This is a genomic window from Domibacillus sp. PGB-M46 (genome assembly GCF_022668875.1).
Taxonomy (GTDB): domain Bacteria; phylum Bacillota; class Bacilli; order Bacillales; family Domibacillaceae; genus Domibacillus.
Genome location: NZ_JAKGCR010000006.1, coordinates 231418 through 248974, shown reverse-complemented (window position 1 = coordinate 248974; position 17557 = coordinate 231418). Strand labels below are relative to the sequence as shown.

The window sequence follows — 17557 nt, the reverse complement described above, 5'->3', positions numbered from 1 at the left end:
AGGCGGAGTTTATAAAAGTCAGGATCCCCGGCTTTTTTCGCTGTTTGTTTTAACTCCTCTATATCTTCGTAAACAGATACAACCCGCCCTGCATAATTATTTAGTTCTCCTGCTGCCATATAATAAGCAAAAGGTAGCGACTACGACTTTAAAACTTATTACAGGGAGAATTCACACAGAATGTGAAGCCTTTACGTTCTCCTTTTGAATTCGGTTTGTGAAGTTCGTGTTTTTTGCTTTCTTCCATCGTTTAAATGTCTTATAGGACTGAATTTTTCATGTTGTTCCTTAATTGTGTCGTCAAGTACATGTGAATAAATCAGAGTTGTTTTTATATCAGCATGTCCGAGGATTTTCTGTAAAATTCGAATAGAACCGCCGTTTTTGAGAAACATTATATTACTTGTATGCCGGAAAATGTGTGGATGTATTCTCCTGTTAATTCCTGCCCGCCTTGCAATTTCATGAATATGCTTTCTTGCTGAATCTGTACCTAGTTTATTGCCTGCATGTGTCAGAAAAATGTATTCACTTTCCCAGTCATCACATTCTTCAATTAACTTTTCTAAAAGGTTCAATGTCTTTTTTGTTACTGGCACAATTCTAAACAAGCTGTTTTTTGTTTCATTAAAGGTTATTGAGCCGTTTTGAAAGTCAATATCTTGCTTCTTTAATGCTAAAACTTCTCCTATTCTCCCAAACGAATCGAGCAGCACATGAATTAAAACTGCTGATCTAAAATCAGCGAACCAAGAATGGTCAAGTGATTTCAATATTTTCTGTATTTCCTCCTCAGTCAAAGTTTCAACCTGCTTTTTCTGAAATTTAATATTTTTAATTTCCATAAAAGGATTTTCTTCAAGGTGTCCTTCATTAATGAGTGTTGAAAATGCTCCTTTCGCCAGCCGCAAGTATGAATTTGCAGAACTGACGGAAACACCTATCTTTTTCTCTCTTCCCCATCTTACTCCTTGAAATTGCTGTTTTTCAGTTAGCTGCCATTCCAAAAACCTTCTTGCATCGCTGATTGAGAAATTCTCCATATATTTATTTTTAGCAAAACACCGCTCCAAGTCATTGAATAACTTGTTATAATTCTCAATTGTATGTTTTGATAGTCCCTCCATTTTCTTTACTCTTATCACAATTTCCCGTGCTTTCTCAACAGACAATCCACTTTGAATTTTTGTTTTTCTTCTGGCCATAAAAAAACCCTCTTTTCCGTGTTAAAATTCACACATCTAAGAGGGTAAAGGGTCAAAATCAGTTATGGTTGCTGATGACCCAAAATGTTTTATTTAAATGGATAATTCGCTCACCATCAACCAGCCAAAAACGTTGATATAACGCCTTATACGCCAGCCAGACGAGATACGTCACGGGCAATCATGACTTCTTCGTTTGTTGGAATAACGATGACTTTAACTGGCGAGTGCGGGTAGCTGATAAACTGCTCTTTACCGCGTGTATTGTTCAGTGCTGGATCCCAATAAACGCCCATAAACTCGAGGCCGTTCAAAATGCGGGCGCGAGAAGCAATATCGTTTTCACCGATACCGGCAGTGAAAATAATCGCATCTACGCCAGACATACGAGCTGCGTATGAACCGATGTATTTGTGAATACGGCTTGCAAATACTTCAAGTGCTGTGATTGCACGCTCGTTGCCTTCTTCTGCCGCTTTAGACAAGTCACGAAGGTCGCTTGATACACCAGAAACGCCAAGCATACCGCTTTTTTTGTTTAAGATATCCAGTACTTCGTCCGCTGTCTGGCCTGTTTTCTCCATGATAAATGGAATCAGGGCCGGGTCGATGTTTCCGGAGCGTGTTCCCATTGCTACACCGGCAAGCGGCGTGAAGCCCATAGATGTGTCAATAGATTTTCCGCCTTCAATGGCAGCGATGCTGGCGCCATTTCCAAGGTGGCAGGAAATTAAGCGAAGCTGGTCGATTGGACGGCCAAGCAGCGCTGCAGCACGCTCAGATACGTATTTGTGAGACGTACCGTGGAAGCCATATTTCCGGATGCCGTATTCTTTGTAATATTCGTACGGCAGGCTGTATAGGAATGATTTCTCAGGCATTGTTTGGTGGAATGCTGTATCAAATACCGCTACAGCCGGCACGTTTGGCAATACCGCTTGAAACGCGCGAATACCTGTTACGTTCGCCGGGTTATGAAGCGGTGCAAGTTCAGACAATTCTTCGATTTGCGCTAAAGTTGCGTCATCGATCAAAGCAGAGTCGCTGAATTTTTCGCCGCCGTGCACGACACGATGGCCGATACCGTCAATTTCGTCAAGTGACGACACGATGCCGTGTGATACAAGTTTTGACAAAAGCATTTGTACGGCAACAGAATGATCCGGAATATCCGTTACTTCTGTGTCTGTTGTACCGTCTGGCTTTGTAATAGAGAAAACAGAATCCTGCAAACCAATTCTTTCCACAAGGCCTTTTGTCAGTACCGTCTCTTGCGGCATTTCAAAAAGCTGAAATTTTAATGATGAACTTCCTGCGTTAATCGCAATTACTTTAGACATTATATCCTCCTAAGTGTCGAACAATTTATCTCTCTATATAGAGATAACGCGTTCCGAACAAAATAGCAAGTACTCTTCCTTAATAAACCGTTTACATCCAAAAATAAGTATTTTCTGACAAATCTGCTTCGTGTTTCGAATCCGCTTTTTCCTGTTTAATTTTCTGTACTTCGTGTAAAAATACGCCAAATTATTTTTAAAAATATGGTTTTCCCGATAAAACGCATATACACTGCTCCCATCAAATAAACACTGAAAAAGGAGCGATGCTTTTGTTTGGATTTTCTCGCTCTTCTAAAAAAGAACCTGATGCGCTTTTTATACATACATCCGGTGAAATCAAAATTGAAGCAGCCCGTGCCGGTGAACATGGAAAAGGGTTTGCGGTGGCCGCCGGAGAAATCCGCAAGCTGTCTGACCAAACAAAAAAGCCAACGGTAAATATCTCTGCTCATATGACGAAAACAGATGATTTAATCCGGCAGATGAGCGAATCCGCCGGCGCCGTCAACCAGGTTGTAAAAAAAGGCATTTCTGCCATGGCCAAAACGGATGAGGATTTTTCCACTCTTCTTTCCCTCATCAGCGATACGAAAAAACAAAATATAGACATCGACCGCAAAATGCAGCAGTTTTTCGACGTGATTCAGCGGGCCTCCAAGCAAGCAGCAGGCTCGGCTGCCACTTTAAACAGTGTTACGGAATCATTTTAAATTTTATAGAACCGCCCATCAGAGCGGTTCTTTTTTGTGATAAAATATGAGATACACTGCTTGAAATAGGGGATAGCTAGTTGAGTAAGCGATACCTTGTTTTTATTTTGTTTATAAGGGCCATTTATTATGTATGCCTTTTTTCGTTTGAAAACGACAAATGGGCGAAAAACTGGAGCAGCTGATTTAAAAAGCAGACCCGGCCATGTATGCGGTAAAGCAAAATGGCAAGGGTGCTTACCCGTTTTATACGAAAGAAAAAAGGAGAATGACAACATGAGACTACTTTGGGATTTAGACGGAACCATTTTCGATACATACCCGGCTATTCTGGCCAGCTTTGCAGCGGTTCACGAAGCGGCACACGGCACGCCTGTTGACCGGGATGAAGCCCTTCGCTGGCTGAAAAAAAATTCAAAGCTTGCTTTTGCGCATTTTGGCATTTCAGACGATTTTCGTGCCATGTTTGCGGAGCTGGATCATAAACAGGCAGAGTCGGCCTGCTTTCCTTTCGAGGGAATTGACCGCGTGCTTGCTGCCGCGGAAGTAAATGTGATTGTGACTCACCGGACGAAAGAATCAACGAAAAACCTGTTAACAAAGTTTGGCCTGCTCGAGTACTTCACCGAAATTATCAGCCCGGAGGAAGACGGATTCCCGCGCAAGCCGGATGCCGCCGCTTATAAATATCTGCATGAAAAATACGGGCTCGACTGGGCGATCGGCGATCGTTCACTCGACTTGATTCCTGCGCGGGAAGCCGGCATGAAAACTGCCGCTTTTCAAAATGAAGATATCGAAGCCGATGTTCATTTGAACGTCTATGACGACTCTTTCTTCCAAAAAATCACAAAATAAAAAAAACGGACCTAAGACATAGGTCCGTTTTTTAATTTGTTAATAAAGACTCATTTTTTTCATAAAAAAGGATTGATTCCCTGTATTTAAACGCTAAAATAATAGCATCACATAAAAAGGAGCAACATCATGAAATGGACTATACGCAAAAAACTGATTCTTTCATTTCTAGCCGTCCTGCTGATTCCTTCCCTTTTGATCGGCTTTTCCGCATACAACAGCGCGAAAAATGAAATCAAGCAGCAGATGATGGACTCCGCCAATGAAAATATCTCCTCGCTTGACCGGCTCATTACCGACCAAATCGGAAAGAAAGCACATGATGCAGAAATGTACAGCAGTTTTGTAACCGCTAAATCGATTCAAGGAGAAGAAAGTCCGGCTCTTCGTCTTCGCCTTGATCAATATGCGAAGCTTCATCCGGAAGCAGTCAGCATTTATGTCGGCACTACAAACGGCATCATGATCCAGGAGCCGCGCCAGAAACTCGCAGCCGATTATGATCCGAGAGACCGTCCCTGGTACAAGCAGGCGGTTGAAGCAAACGGTGAAACAGTCATTACGCCTCCTTATGTTTCTTCATCCGGTTCAAATGTCGTGACGGTTGCCCGCCAGACAGCCGACAAAAGCGGTGTAATCGGGATCAATTTAACACTGGATTCTATTACCGCCATGACAGACCCGATCAAAGTGGGCAAGGAAGGCTATGCCATCCTGCTTGACGGTGAACGCCATTTTATCGTTCATCCAACCGAAGAATTTGGAACGGAAGCAACAGACGCCCTTTACGACCGGCTGTACGATACCCAATCAGGCTCGTTTGATTACACACTCGATCATGACAGCAAGTTTATGACCTTTCTGACAAATGAAGCGACTGGCTGGAAAATCGGCGGTACCATGTATTCAAGTGAAATAACAGAAGCGGCCAAGCCGATTTTACGGAAAACAGCGCTTACCATTCTTCTGTCCCTGATTGCGGGCGCTGCGCTTGTGTGGGCCATTATCCGCTCTATTACGCGGCCGCTTCACTCATTAAAACGAAGCGCTGATACATTGAGCCGGGGCGATCTAACCCAGGCGGTTGAAGCGGGCCGCCGCAGGGATGAGATTGGTGATTTATCACGTGCATTCAGCTTGATGGCACAGAATTTGCGTGAGCTTATTGGCCAGGTAGACCGCAACACAGAACAGGTGGCAGCGGCTTCGGAAGAGTTAACTGCCTCTGCAGATGAAACAACCGCTGCAACCGGCCATGTGGCCGGTTCGATTCAAAAAGTAGCTGCCGGAGCCGACCAGCAGACAAGCGCGATTGCGACCATTGTAAATGATATGGAAGAACTGCGTGTGGGTGCCGGAAAAATTGTAGACAGTGCCGGCATCATGGCTGCATCTGCAGCGGATACGATGTCCCATGCCGCTGAAGGAGAAGAATCCGTCCGCCGCACAGTAGCACAAATGAACGAGATTCAAGAGCATGTAGAGGCGTCTGATGAAATGATTAAATCGTTAAGCGGGCGGTCAGCCGAAATCAATACCATCATTGATGTGATTTCTTCGATTGCCGATCAAACGAACCTGCTGGCTCTTAATGCAGCCATTGAAGCAGCCCGCGCCGGCGAGCACGGCAAAGGCTTTTCTGTTGTAGCCGGTGAAGTAAGAAAGCTGGCTGAGCAGTCACAGGCTTCTGCCGGACAAATTGCCGGATTAATTAATGTTATTCAAAAAGATACACAGCGTTCGGTTGAGCTGATGAGCCAGGCGTCTCAAAGCGTCAAAACCGGCATTTCCCTGTCGGATGATACTTCCGAAAAGTTTAGCGGCATTTTAAGTGGCATGGAGCAAATTGCCCCGCACGTGCAGGATGTAGCATCCATTGCTGCCCAGGTAGCCGCCATCGTGAACCAGCTGACATCCTCCGTTCATTCCGTTTCGGATGTGGCGCAAAACAATGCCTCGGGCGCGGAACAAGTGGCAGCCGCGACACAGGAGCAGCTTGCTTCTTTAGAGGAAGTGAATACTGCCGCGAAATCCCTGTCTGTCATGGCAGAAGAACTGCAGCAGGTTGTCCGTAAGTTTACTGTTTAATAGATGCTCAGCACCGCCCCTCCGGGCGGTGCTTTTTTATATGACAGGCCCTCCTTCCTTTTTGGCGGAACTGTGGAAGGCCATTGTCGAAAATGAACAAATGAAAAAGCAATGATTCGAATCAGAAGGAGCCCATTCATATGAATGGATCTGCTTGTATAGGCCAGGCTGATGATTTTCCACTGCAGCCCGGCAAAAAAGCCGAAGCCTGAGGCCGCTTGCATGCCGTGTTTAAACTGGGTGATGGAGGGCGGTTGCCAATTTGTGTCCAGCCGGGCAGTGCCCCCTCTCAGCCGGTATGGTAAGCGGCCCCTATTTGCCCTGCCCGCTTCACGATGAAAAAATCAACCCTGATACCGGTTCAGTGGAAGCGCCTGGTACCGGCCAGGTGAAAACAGTTGAAGTGCTTGTAAACGAAGAACACGTTTTTTGTGGTCATTTAAAAAAGCACGCCCGGCTTATTACCGGGCGTGCTTTTGGGTTTTCCGCCATCATCATGACTTAATAGCCATGAATAAACAGCAGAGACTTTCAGTTATGATCGGCCCGGGGTCAGCTTCTTGCTTTTTGCACTTTCAGCTGCTTTCCTTTAACGGTCGTTGTTTTCATCGCCCGCAGCACATCCGGCCCTTTTCCATTTAAAATCTCCACATACGTAACGTTGTCCTGAATCGTAATAATGCCGATATCAGCCGCTTCGATACCCGGGAGATTTGAAATGGTGCCGACAAAGTCAACCGCCCGCAGCTTTTTCTTTTTGCCGCCGTTAAAGTACAGCTTCATAATGTCTTTGTTTAAACGCTCTCCCTTATCCCTTTTCCGTTCAGGGCGCTGGGCCATTTTGGCTGTGAAGGAAGGCTTTGCTTCCCTTACTGCTTCCTGGGACGGCTGATCCACCCGCTTCAAAGAAAACCCAATTAATTCTTCAATCGGTTCAATGAATTTTTCTTCAAATGGCGCCATGAGCGCAATGGCTTTCCCGGTATGTCCGGCGCGGCCGGTACGGCCGGTACGGTGCACATACGCTTCCTTCTCCATCGGCACGTCAAAATGGATCACAAGCGGAATATGTTCGACATCAATGCCCCTGGCGGCAACATCTGTCGCGCACAAGTAGCGGAAATCCGCCCGTTTAAATTTATTCATCACGATAAACCGGTCTTCCTGCGCCATCCCTCCGTGCAGCATCCCTGAAGATATTCCAGCGGCATCAAGCGCGTCAAACAGCGCTTCCACCCGCTCCTGTGTCCGGCAAAAAAGAATGGCGCTGTCCGGATTTTCCACAGTCAGCACGTTTTGCAGCACGCGCGTTTTTTCTTCTTCCGCCACCTGAATAAGCTCATGGGTAATCGACGGGGCAGCGGTTTCCTGCGCCATTTCAATCCGCTTGGGCGCTTTCATATAGGTGTCTGCCAGGCGGACAATGTCTTCCGGAAATGTAGCGGAAAACAGCATCGTGACGCGCTCCGCCGGAAGGCGCTCAATAATCGATGAAACTTGCTCGATAAAGCCCATATTGAGCATTTCATCCGCCTCATCAATGACGAGAAAACGGATGCTGCCGGTATCGAGCGTCCCTTTTTCCATATGGTCGAGCACACGGCCCGGTGTTCCAACCACAATATGCGTTTTCTGCTTAAGCTCCAGCTTCTGACGGGCAAATGGAGATTTCCCGTACACCGCAGCTGCTTTTGTCCGTTTAAACCGGCCGATATTGGTAATGTCTTCTTTCACCTGAACAGCCAGCTCCCGTGTCGGTGTCAGCACAAGCGCCTGCGGCTTGTTTTCCTCCCATTCGGTCAGCTGAACGAGCGGAATCGCAAAAGAAGCCGTTTTGCCGCTTCCGGTCTGTGACTTGACAATCAAGTCCGCTCCTTTAAGAGCTTCCGGGATTACAGCGGCCTGAACCGGGGTGGGATCGTGATAGCCAAGTGTATCAAGTGCCCGCATAATATCTTTGTTTAATGAAAATGATTGAAATGTTTCGGTCATAATGACTCCTCTTTTTTGTTTGGTATTCTGCTTATTATGCAGAAAAACAGCCCGGATCACTCCGGGCTGCCCGATTATTTTTCCTCTTTAAACGATTGCAATTCGCCTTGCTTGCCGTAATCCTCCGGCTTTAAGTCTTCAAAAAAGATGAATACTTTATCCGCGTCTACATCGAATGATTCTTTGACAGCTGCAGTCATCCGCTGGACAAGATCACGTTTTTGTTCAGGTGTTTTTCCTTCTAACACTTTTACGGTAATAAACGGCATGTAAAGGTCACCCTTTCTCTTAAACGCCCGGGAACCAGCCTGGTGTATGAATAATCGCCTTCCAGAGCGGATCTGGCACCACAAGCTGTTCCTGCGCTTCTTTATCGAGCTTCACGGCAATGGATTCTTCCTGTCCGCTCTCTACTTTTTGTACCCAGTCCGGCTCAATAATAAGCCCGCGGCCGATCGCAATTAAATCCACACCCGTTCCGAGTGCTTTCACTGCATCATCTGCTGTGTAAACCGAACCGACACCGATAACCGGCACGGCATCCCCAGCACGCTCCTTAATGATTTCAAGACGTGTGCGCGTATCATCGACGCCCCGTCTCGGCTCGGACCAAAATTCCATTAGGGATACGTGCAGATAATCGAGTTCTTTTTCTTTTAAAGCATCAATCAGTTCAAGCGTATCTGCCATTGTGATCCCCGGTGTTTCCGGCTCTTCCGGTGAAAAGCGGTAGCCGACCGCAAACGGGCGGTCTGCTTTTGCAGCGGCTTGCTTCACCGCATCTACAACGGCAAGCGGAAACGCGAGGCGTTCTCCCCACCGGTCTTCCCGGCGGTTTGAGTGAGGAGAGAAAAACTGCTGAATCAAGTAGCCGTTTGCGCCGTGAATTTCTACGCCGTCAAAGCCGGCTTCCACTGCCCGGCGGGTTGTTTCCCCGAAAGCAGCAATGATTTCTTCTACTTCCGCGGCAGATAATTCGCGCGGCACAGGGCTTCCTTCTGCTTCAGCCGGTACGCTGCTGGCGCTGACTACGTCTCCATCCACTAAATGAGGCGGCACCTGGCGGCCTCCGTGGAAAATTTGTAAAATGGCTTTAGCGCCTTCGTCTTTGATCGCAGAGGCAAGACGCGCAAGGCTTGGAATCATTTCATCCCGGTCAGCAGCAAACTCTCCCTCGAATCCTTTTCCGTTTGGTGTTACATATGTACAAGCTGTAATAACGGCTGACACTCCTTTTGAGCGGCGCGCGTAATAAGCAATTTCCGCATCCGTAACAGTGCCGTCCTCGTTCGATGAAAAGTTCGTCATTGGAGCCATCACGATCTTATTTTTCAAGTGAAGACCGCTGCGCAATGTCATGGTTTCGAATAAAGATGCATATTTTGATTTCATTTTAAAAGCTCCTTTGATAAAATTAGCTCTCCGCTAAAGCAGAGAGCTGTTTCTGTTATGAATATTGCGTTCGCAGTTCCTGCAGCTGTTTCAGCAGCTGCCCAAACCATTCTTCATCCTTTGTTAAAAGTGCTATATCAATCAGCTGTTCAAGCGCTGCTTCCGCTGGTTCCTGTTCCGGCACGAGCTGAAGAGACTTGGACAGAACACGAATCATTCGTCCTTCTAATTCTTTGTTAACAGATTCAACAATATACACTTTTGTAATGTCTTCCGGGTTTTCTATTTTTATGACATATCCGTAGATTCTCTGTTTATCCCACGTTTCGCCTTGTACCCAGTCACCGACATGAAATTGTACTTTGTTCCCCATTTTTCCACTTCCCTGTTTCAACCGGTCATTTATCTGCTTTGATTTGAAGCAAAACAGACGCAACCGTAAATTGGTTCAGAAAGGATGCGTATGAATCTTCCGCTTCTTTGAAAATAAGGTCCATTACACTTTGCGTGTTAGAGGAAATCGGACATCCGCATTTTGGATCGCCTGTTTGCCAGTCTGGCTGCAGGGCCCCGCGCGCAATTGCCTCATATATGTGCCCTAATGTAATCTTCCCTGGATCTTCGCCGAGCATGTATCCTCCCCGGACACCTTCTTTTGTTTTCACAAGTCCTTCGTTGCGCAGCGCACTCATCACTTTGCGGATGCGGACAGGATTGGTCGCTACATTATGAGCGATCGCCTCGCTTGAAGCCATATGCCCCGGCAGATAAGCCAGATACACGAGACTGTGAACGGCGATGGTAAAATTGCTATCCAACCGTGCGTTCCCCTTTCTGAAAACATACTGTAATTTTATTTGTTACAGTTCCAAAAGTCAATGGAAGTGATTTTACAACAGGAATGATGGATTGTCAATCCATGTTTCATCGCCTTTTTCCGACAAAAAAAGCTGCCTTCTTATTAAGAAGACAGCACATTTTGTTTCACAGACCGCTTTTGCCAGATGATTGTAATCATGAGCGCCAGTCCAAGCAGCACCAAACCGAGCATAAACGGGAAGAAGATATTCACATCATATAAAAGTCCAGCGCAGGTTGGGCCGAGCACATTTCCAATCGACATATACATGTTGTTCATCCCCATCGCAAACCCCTGCTCCGAGCCTGCCATTTTGGAAATAAGCGTATTGAGCACCGGGCGCAAAATCGATGTGGCACAAAATATAAGAAGCGAAATGCCGAAAAACAGCCAGTAATTTCCCGCAAACAAGGAAATGAAAAAGCCAAGAGCGGCAACGGCCAAAAACAGATTCAACACTTTTCCTTCTCCATACCTGCTTACAATACGGTCGACCACAAACAGCTGAACAAGTACGCTGACAATGCCGGTAGACGTCACCATAAGGGCAATATCCTGCGGTGTAGCGCCAAATTCATCGTCGACAAACAAGCCAAGCACTGACTCATACGCCATTAAGCCAAAACTCATCACGAGCGTGATCACAAGCGGAATGAAATATGGCATGGTCACCGAGCGGGCCAGCTTTTTCATCATCGGCTCCTCAGCCGGATGGTGTGCTGCGGCCGGCTGTTCCGGCCGCTCCGGTTCTTTTAGGAGCACAACGGAGAACAAAACCGCAAACAAAGCGACAACCGCAGAAATCAAAAACGGGGCTTTTAAGCCGAAATCCGCGAGAAAGCCGCCGATACCAGGGCCGACCACGATCCCGAATGACATGGCGGCTGAAATCAAGCTGTTGCCTTTCGCCCGCTGGTCAAACGACGTAATATCCGCCACATACGCGAAGATAGCCGGCACCAATAGGGCTGCACCGATTCCGCCGATCACACGCGAGGCGTACAGCATCCAAATTGAATTAAAGAAATAAAACACAAACATGGAAAGCGCAAGTCCGAACAAACCATATATAATCATCCTCCGTCGGCCGTAATCATCCGCCCACTTACCGGCAATCGGTGAAAAAATAAGCTGCGCACCCGCAAAAATCGCAATCATTAGCCCGGCAGCCATTCCTCCTTCGTTAATGGAGTCCAAATACGCAGGCAAAATAGGAATAATGATACCGAAGCTGCCAATAGCGATAAACATATTAATCATCAAAATGACTAACTTTTTCCGCTGATCACCAGTCATGTAAAAAACCTCCTTTTGTTCACCCTTGCTCATTTTAGCAAATTGCTCCCCAAACGGAAATATATTTAAACAGAGGGAATCAAACTTTTATTGCACCGCTTCCACGTGCATCATTTCTTCCATCCACACACAAAAAAGCAGCCCTTTTAGGGGCCGCTTGTTTTTTGAACAGGTGGTGTATTCAAGTCTCCGTCATTCTGGTTATATTCATTTTCCCAGAAATCTGCGTTTTTAATGCCAAGTGGTCTTGGATCAAATACCGGGTCCTTGCCCTGCTTTTTCTGGGCTTCGTAATCTTTTAATGCAAGAAGCGCCGGTTTAGCCAGGATCACGATGGCGATCACATTCAGCCATACCATGATGCCAAGTCCCGCATCGCCAAATGCCCAGGCAAGCGTTGATTCATTCGTGGCGCCGTAGAATGTTGTAAGAAGTAAAAGGATACGTAAACTGTTGATCGCCGTCATGCTTGTCCGGCCGCGCATCAAGTAAAAAATATTGGTTTCGGCAATGTAATAATACGCCATAATCGTCGTAAAAGCGAAAAAGAATAGGGCCACTGCTATAAATCCAGATCCAAATCCAGGAAACACGGTGTCAATGGCTGCCTGTGTAAATCCAGGTCCGATTTCCTGGGCCGGCAGGTTTTGAGCTAAAAACGAACCATCTTCTGCCTGCGTGTTATACATGCCTGTCATGAGAATCATAAACGCTGTTGCAGAACAAACTAAAAGCGTATCAACATAAACAGAAAATGCCTGCACAAGCCCCTGTTTGGCTGGATGGGATACTTCTGCTGCTGCTGCCGGATGAGCCCCGGTACCCTGCCCTGCTTCATTTGAATAAACGCCGCGTTTTACTCCCCAGGAAATCGCCATTCCGAGCAATCCGCCAAATACTTGATCCATGCCAAACGCACTTCGGAAAATAAGAGAAAGAACCGCTGGCAGCTCCGTAATGTTCATAGCTACAATAATAAGAGCTAATAAAATATAGCCAAGAGCCATAAACGGCACGATGATTTGCGCAGCGTTCGCAATGCGCTTCACGCCGCCGAAAATAATAAAAGCAAGAAGAAGAACAATAATAAGACCTGTAACCGTTGGACTCATATTAAAAGCATTTTTCATACCGCCGGCAATCGCGTTGGATTGAACACCCGGCATTAAAATCGCCATGGCGATCAAGGCCGCAATGGCAAATAACACAGCGAACCATTTTACACCCATGCCTTTTTCAATGTAATAAGCGGGACCCCCGCGATACTGCCCATCCTGTTTTGTTTTGTAAATTTGAGCCAGTGTAGACTCTACGAATGCGCTTGCCGCGCCGATAAAGGCAATAGCCCACATCCAAAAAACCGCACCCGGACCGCCGTAGAAAATTGCGGATGCCACTCCGGCAATGTTTCCCGTTCCGACACGGCCGCTCAGCGCGATAGACATCGCTTGAAAAGACGAAACCCCCGCATCAGAGCTTTTTCCGCTAAACATTAAAGTAATCATTTCCTTGAAATGACGAACTTGCAAGAATCTTGTTAAAATTGAAAAAATTAAACCGACAGCTAGAAGTCCATAGATCACCGGGTTGCTCCACAAAATACCATTTAACGAGGTCACGAATGCTTCCAAATATCATCTCTCCATTTCTATATTTAAAATAGATTACTTTTTTAGAATAAAGGCTTTCACCTAAAATCACAATAGAAATGTGAACTTTCCTCACACAAAAACCCCTGCTAAAAGCAGGGGTTTTATGATTTAAGAACTAATATAGTCGCCACCATTGACGTGAATCGTTTGTCCTGTGACGTATGTGGAATCATTTGAAGCAAGGTATACGTAAGCCGGTGCATTCTCCGATGGCTGTCCCATGCGCTTCATCGGCGTGCTGTCTCCGTGCTTTCCTACTTTCTTTTCGTCGAATGTAGCCGGGATCAGCGGCGTCCAAATTGGACCTGGCGCAACGGAGTTTACACGGATTCCTTTTTCCACCAAATTCGCTGACAGCGACCGGGTAAACGTTGTGATCGCTCCTTTAGTTGAGGAATAGTCAATCAGCTCTGGTGAGCCCCGGTACGCCGTTACAGACGATGTATTAATGATGGCATCTCCTTCTGTTAGATGCGGAAGGGCTGCCTGTGACATGTAAAACATCGAGAAAATGTTCGTCTGGAACGTTTCCTGCAGCTGCTCTGGCGAAATCTCTAAAAAGTTCTTTGTTGGAAATTGCTTGGCTGCATTGTTTACGAGAATGTTTAAGCCGCCAAACTCCGACACAACCTCTTCCACAAGCTGCCTGCAGTTTTCCACCTTGCTGACGTCTGTTGCTTTGTGCATCGCCTTTACGCCATACGATTCAACGATGTCGACCGTTTTTTTCGCGTCGCTTTCTTCATTTAAGTAGGCAATCGCGACATTGGCTCCTTCTTTTGCAAAAGCAACCGCTACCGCGCGGCCGATTCCAGAATCGCCGCCTGTGATCAAGGCGACTTTTCCGGCGAGCTTTCCAGATCCTTTATAATTCGGGTCATCATACAGCGGCTCAGGCGTCATCTCTGATTCGATACCCGGCTGCTCACTTTGTGTTTGCGGAGGTGTTTGTTCATCCATTTTTTCAAATTTATCTTGCGTCATGGTATCCACTCCATCCGTTTTATTTTACAGAAAAAGTATTCCCCCGCTCACAAAGAATAAACATTGCCTGGAAGCCGCCCGTTTTTATTTTTTGTTGAATTTTGCACATAATGAATTCAGAAAAAAATTAAATATGTTAAGACATCTTATCTTAATCCTGCTGCCTGCGCTTTTTCCTTTTTTCAAGCAGGGCATAAAGCAAAAGCAGCACCGTTAAAAACGTAAGCGATTCATACCAGGGCATTTTTTCAATCACATCGCCAAAAGCGGTATATAAAAGAGCCGGTGTAATTACGCCAAGCAAAGAATAGTGCATGTATTCGCGGTACGATTTGGTCATATCCATTAAATAAACGGACAGCAGGTGAAAATGAACAAACGGCATCACCCGCAGCAGCATAACCTGCCCGATCGTCATTTTCCGCTCCCCGGCCACTTTCCGTTTTACTTTTAACATTCGTTCGCGCACACGCGGAAAGTGGTCAATCAGTTTATAAAAAACGGCACTCATCAGTGACAGGCCAATAATAGAATATAAAGATCCCCAGACAAACCCGAATGCATATCCTCCTGCCATACAAACAATCACGACCGGCAGAAATAAAAAGGGGCGGATCAGATGTAAAAAAACAAATAAAACCGGTCCCAGCCATCCCGCCTGCTCGATCGTTCTTTCGATCCATTGTTCTGCCTCTATCATAAAGCGTCCACCTCTTATTAACAGTGTAGCAGTTTTCCATAAATTGAAGACAAGAAAAAAAGAGGGAGGCCCCTCTTTTACAGCTCATTCAGCAGCAGGGATACAAACAGCCCGAGTGCTGCCATAAAGCCGACGACCGGGCCGCCCTCTTCAAATGCTTCAGGCATCATGGTCGACCCGACCATTGCAATAATCCCGCCGCCCGCAAAAGCCGCGATGGCTGCCATAATGGCCGGGCTTGCATCTTCCAGGAAAAAATAGCCGCCCCATGCGCAAAGAGCGGAAATGACCAGAACAGTCAGCCATAAAAGAAATATTTTTTTCTTTGAATAGCCGCCTTTTAAAAGACCCGTTGTACTTGAAAGACCTTCCGGCACGTTGCTGATAAAAATGGCAATGACAAGTAAAAAGCTGACCCCTTTTCCCGCTAAAAGGCTCGCACCGATCATAATGGATTCCGGTATGGCATCCATAACCGTTCCAATGAAAATCGCAAGCCCCGACCCGCCGCCCGAATCCTGCTCATGCGAGCGTTTCCGTTTAGCGGCCCCTTTTCGTGAAATATAAATGTCTAAGATCGTAAAAACAAGCGCTCCAGCCAGAAAGCCGGCTCCGGTCGCCAGAAAGCCGCCTTCTTCAACAGATTCACCGAGCAGCTCATAAGTGGCTGCCCCAATCAGCACACCTGTACCAAAAGCCATAATGCAGCCGATCAGCCGTTTTTGAATAGGCACAAACAACGCGGCCAATGCACCGAGCAATACGGCTGAGCCGGATACACCGCCCCACATTAATGCCTGCCACATGCGCAATCCCCCTTCTTTTTTCTTTTCTCTTTACACTTCCCTTGCTTATTTGATTAAAAACACATTTTATTTTGAACTTTGCACATTAAGTAATAAGAAAAAGACCTGCTGACGAGCAGGTCTTTTGGATTATCGCTCTAGCGTGCGGTTTAAAAACGCCGCAAGCTCGCCGCGTGTAACAGGCTTGTCCGGATTAAACTTGTTGTTATCTCCGTAGGCAATACCCGCTGCGACTACCCGGCGAATTGAATCGTAGGCTGCCATTCGTGAATGTACATCCGTAAATGAAATCGAGACGGTTTCCTTTAAGTTAAATGCATTCGTCAGGATAATGGCTACTTGTGCTCTTGTAACCGGCTCTGTTTCTGCTAAACGGCCGTTCCTGTCTCCGTTTATAATCCCCTGTTTCTTGGCGACTTCAATAGGCTTCATGCCATTGGTCGGCAACCCGAGCGCCCGCACGACCATCGTCGCTGCCTCTCCGCGGGTTACTTGGCTGCCAGGCTTAAAGGTGCCGTCCGGATATCCGCTGATAATTCCCTGACTGCTGAGGGCAGCGATATCATTGTAAAAACGGTGATTAGCTGACACATCTTTAAACAACGGCGCAGCAGGCTTGTCCGATTTTTCAAGATAAGCAGACGAAACAAAGCCTGTTTTGCCATCTGCCGTTCTCACCGGGTACCAGACAAACTGCCGGTTGCTTTTTGGATTTTCATCAAATTGAAACGGGCCGGTCACAGTTAAAAGAGTGCCCTCCGGAAGTGTCTTTATAACAGCTTCCGGTCCACCGCCTGGAATGCTCCGCAGGGCTGGCGTATTTAAAGTTACGGCCTGGTCTCCTTTTTGCAGGTTATAGGCGGTTTGATTCAATTTTCCCGTCGGCGTATAGCTCATTTTCTTGAATACGATGTTGTCCGTTTTTTCTGGATCATATTGAAAGTCCGAGGTCTTAAAGCCAAAGTCTGCAAATGACCGATCGTTTAAAAAACTCGACGCTTTGATCTCAGCAAATACCTGCTCTTGATAAGCAGCCGTATTTTTTTCACCGTCTTCTTGTTTGATTGGGCTGTTGACAGGCTTGATGCCGTTATACGCCATCACTGGAAAATACCAGTTTTCGATTACATCACGGCCTGCACCGGCAATTTTCGGGACATTGCTGTCATACATCTGGCCAAGCACAGTCACGCCCGCTTCAATGTTATAAGCCAAGTCTGTTTTTAAAAGTTCTTCTTTAAATTGGGACTGGTTGGTCAGCTGCATAAGACCAATGCCGCCATCGTCTGAAACGACCGCTTGTCCACTTTCATCAAATTGTTTCCAGCCGCCATTTTCCTGTGTCGCAATCGCTTTAACAACCTCAGGCGGAATTTCCTGCTTCAGCGCTTCCTCTGTCAGCAGGCAATTAATGTGCTGGAAGGACGGATTCACGCCCGGCTGTACACTTCCGTATGCAGCACATGCAGAAGTATCAGCGGAGGCTTGTCCACTAAAAGACAGGCCGGCTGCCAGCAGGGACAGCACTCCGGCTGCTTGAACCATTTTTCTCACTTTTCCACTCTCCCTTTTTCTTTCATTCTATTATAAACAAGATCCAAATAAAGGAATAATTGTGTCGTTTTTTGCTTTTTTACAGACGAAAACGGCCTGTCCCAATTGACAGGCCGCC

15 protein-coding genes and 2 pseudogenes are annotated in these 17557 nt (G+C 46.5%); 4 read left to right on the top strand and 13 right to left on the bottom strand.

Going from position 1 to position 17557, the window contains the following annotated elements:
- Positions 1-191 precede the first annotated feature (191 nt).
- Positions 192-1205, bottom strand: a complete 1014-nt coding sequence (locus L2D08_RS10605; RefSeq protein WP_242233737.1) for a tyrosine-type recombinase/integrase — start codon at positions 1203-1205, stop codon at positions 192-194.
- Positions 1206-1351: 146 nt separating this feature from the next.
- A complete protein-coding gene (locus L2D08_RS10600; RefSeq protein WP_242233736.1) occupies positions 1352-2545 on the bottom strand; it encodes an acetate kinase in 1194 nt (397 codons plus the stop codon).
- A gap of 344 nt (positions 2546-2889) precedes the next feature.
- Here L2D08_RS10600 and L2D08_RS10595 point away from each other — a divergent pair.
- The 4 genes and pseudogenes from L2D08_RS10595 to L2D08_RS10580 all read left to right on the top strand — a co-directional run.
- Positions 2890-3258 (top strand): annotated as a pseudogene (locus L2D08_RS10595) (methyl-accepting chemotaxis protein); the annotation flags it as partial.
- A gap of 276 nt (positions 3259-3534) precedes the next feature.
- Positions 3535-4116 carry an HAD hydrolase-like protein gene (locus tag L2D08_RS10590; RefSeq protein WP_242233735.1) on the top strand — a complete coding sequence of 194 codons (582 nt, stop codon included), beginning with the start codon at positions 3535-3537 and terminating at the stop codon, positions 4114-4116.
- Between the two features lie 129 nt (positions 4117-4245).
- A complete protein-coding gene (locus L2D08_RS10585) occupies positions 4246-6204 on the top strand; it encodes a methyl-accepting chemotaxis protein (protein WP_242233734.1) in 1959 nt (652 codons plus the stop codon).
- 256 nt (positions 6205-6460) lie between these two features.
- Positions 6461-6709: pseudogene (locus L2D08_RS10580) on the top strand (Rieske 2Fe-2S domain-containing protein); the annotation flags it as partial.
- A gap of 47 nt (positions 6710-6756) precedes the next feature.
- Here L2D08_RS10580 and L2D08_RS10575 read toward each other — a convergent pair.
- The 11 genes from L2D08_RS10575 to L2D08_RS10525 all read right to left on the bottom strand — a co-directional run bounded on the left by L2D08_RS10575 (position 6757) and on the right by L2D08_RS10525 (position 17430).
- Complete coding sequence (locus L2D08_RS10575) at positions 6757-8196, bottom strand: DEAD/DEAH box helicase (RefSeq protein WP_242233732.1); 1440 nt, start codon at positions 8194-8196, stop codon at positions 6757-6759.
- A gap of 74 nt (positions 8197-8270) precedes the next feature.
- Positions 8271-8465 carry a tautomerase family protein gene (locus L2D08_RS10570; RefSeq protein ID WP_242233731.1) on the bottom strand — a complete coding sequence of 65 codons (195 nt, stop codon included), beginning with the start codon at positions 8463-8465 and terminating at the stop codon, positions 8271-8273.
- Positions 8466-8484: 19 nt separating this feature from the next.
- Entirely contained in the window at positions 8485-9588 is a 1104-nt protein-coding gene (locus L2D08_RS10565; RefSeq protein WP_242233730.1) for an NADH-dependent flavin oxidoreductase, read from the bottom strand.
- 55 nt (positions 9589-9643) lie between these two features.
- The gene (locus L2D08_RS10560) at positions 9644-9961 is read right to left on the bottom strand and encodes a hypothetical protein (RefSeq protein ID WP_242233729.1); all 318 of its coding nucleotides are present in this window, start codon (positions 9959-9961) and stop codon (positions 9644-9646) included.
- 25 nt (positions 9962-9986) lie between these two features.
- Complete coding sequence (locus L2D08_RS10555) at positions 9987-10406, bottom strand: Rrf2 family transcriptional regulator (RefSeq protein WP_242233728.1); 420 nt, start codon at positions 10404-10406, stop codon at positions 9987-9989.
- Positions 10407-10549: 143 nt separating this feature from the next.
- Positions 10550-11743, bottom strand: a complete 1194-nt coding sequence (locus L2D08_RS10550) for an MFS transporter (RefSeq protein WP_242233727.1) — start codon at positions 11741-11743, stop codon at positions 10550-10552.
- Positions 11744-11889: 146 nt separating this feature from the next.
- On the bottom strand, positions 11890-13374 hold the full coding sequence (locus L2D08_RS10545; RefSeq protein WP_242233726.1) for an alanine/glycine:cation symporter family protein: 1485 nt from the start codon (positions 13372-13374) through the stop codon (positions 11890-11892).
- A gap of 129 nt (positions 13375-13503) precedes the next feature.
- Entirely contained in the window at positions 13504-14379 is an 876-nt protein-coding gene (locus tag L2D08_RS10540) for an SDR family oxidoreductase (protein ID WP_242233725.1), read from the bottom strand.
- 151 nt (positions 14380-14530) lie between these two features.
- Complete coding sequence (locus tag L2D08_RS10535) at positions 14531-15079, bottom strand: TVP38/TMEM64 family protein (RefSeq protein ID WP_242233724.1); 549 nt, start codon at positions 15077-15079, stop codon at positions 14531-14533.
- Between the two features lie 77 nt (positions 15080-15156).
- Complete coding sequence (locus L2D08_RS10530) at positions 15157-15885, bottom strand: ZIP family metal transporter (RefSeq protein ID WP_242233723.1); 729 nt, start codon at positions 15883-15885, stop codon at positions 15157-15159.
- Between the two features lie 129 nt (positions 15886-16014).
- Complete coding sequence (locus L2D08_RS10525; RefSeq protein WP_242233764.1) at positions 16015-17430, bottom strand: S-layer homology domain-containing protein; 1416 nt, start codon at positions 17428-17430, stop codon at positions 16015-16017.
- Positions 17431-17557: the final 127 nt, after the last annotated feature.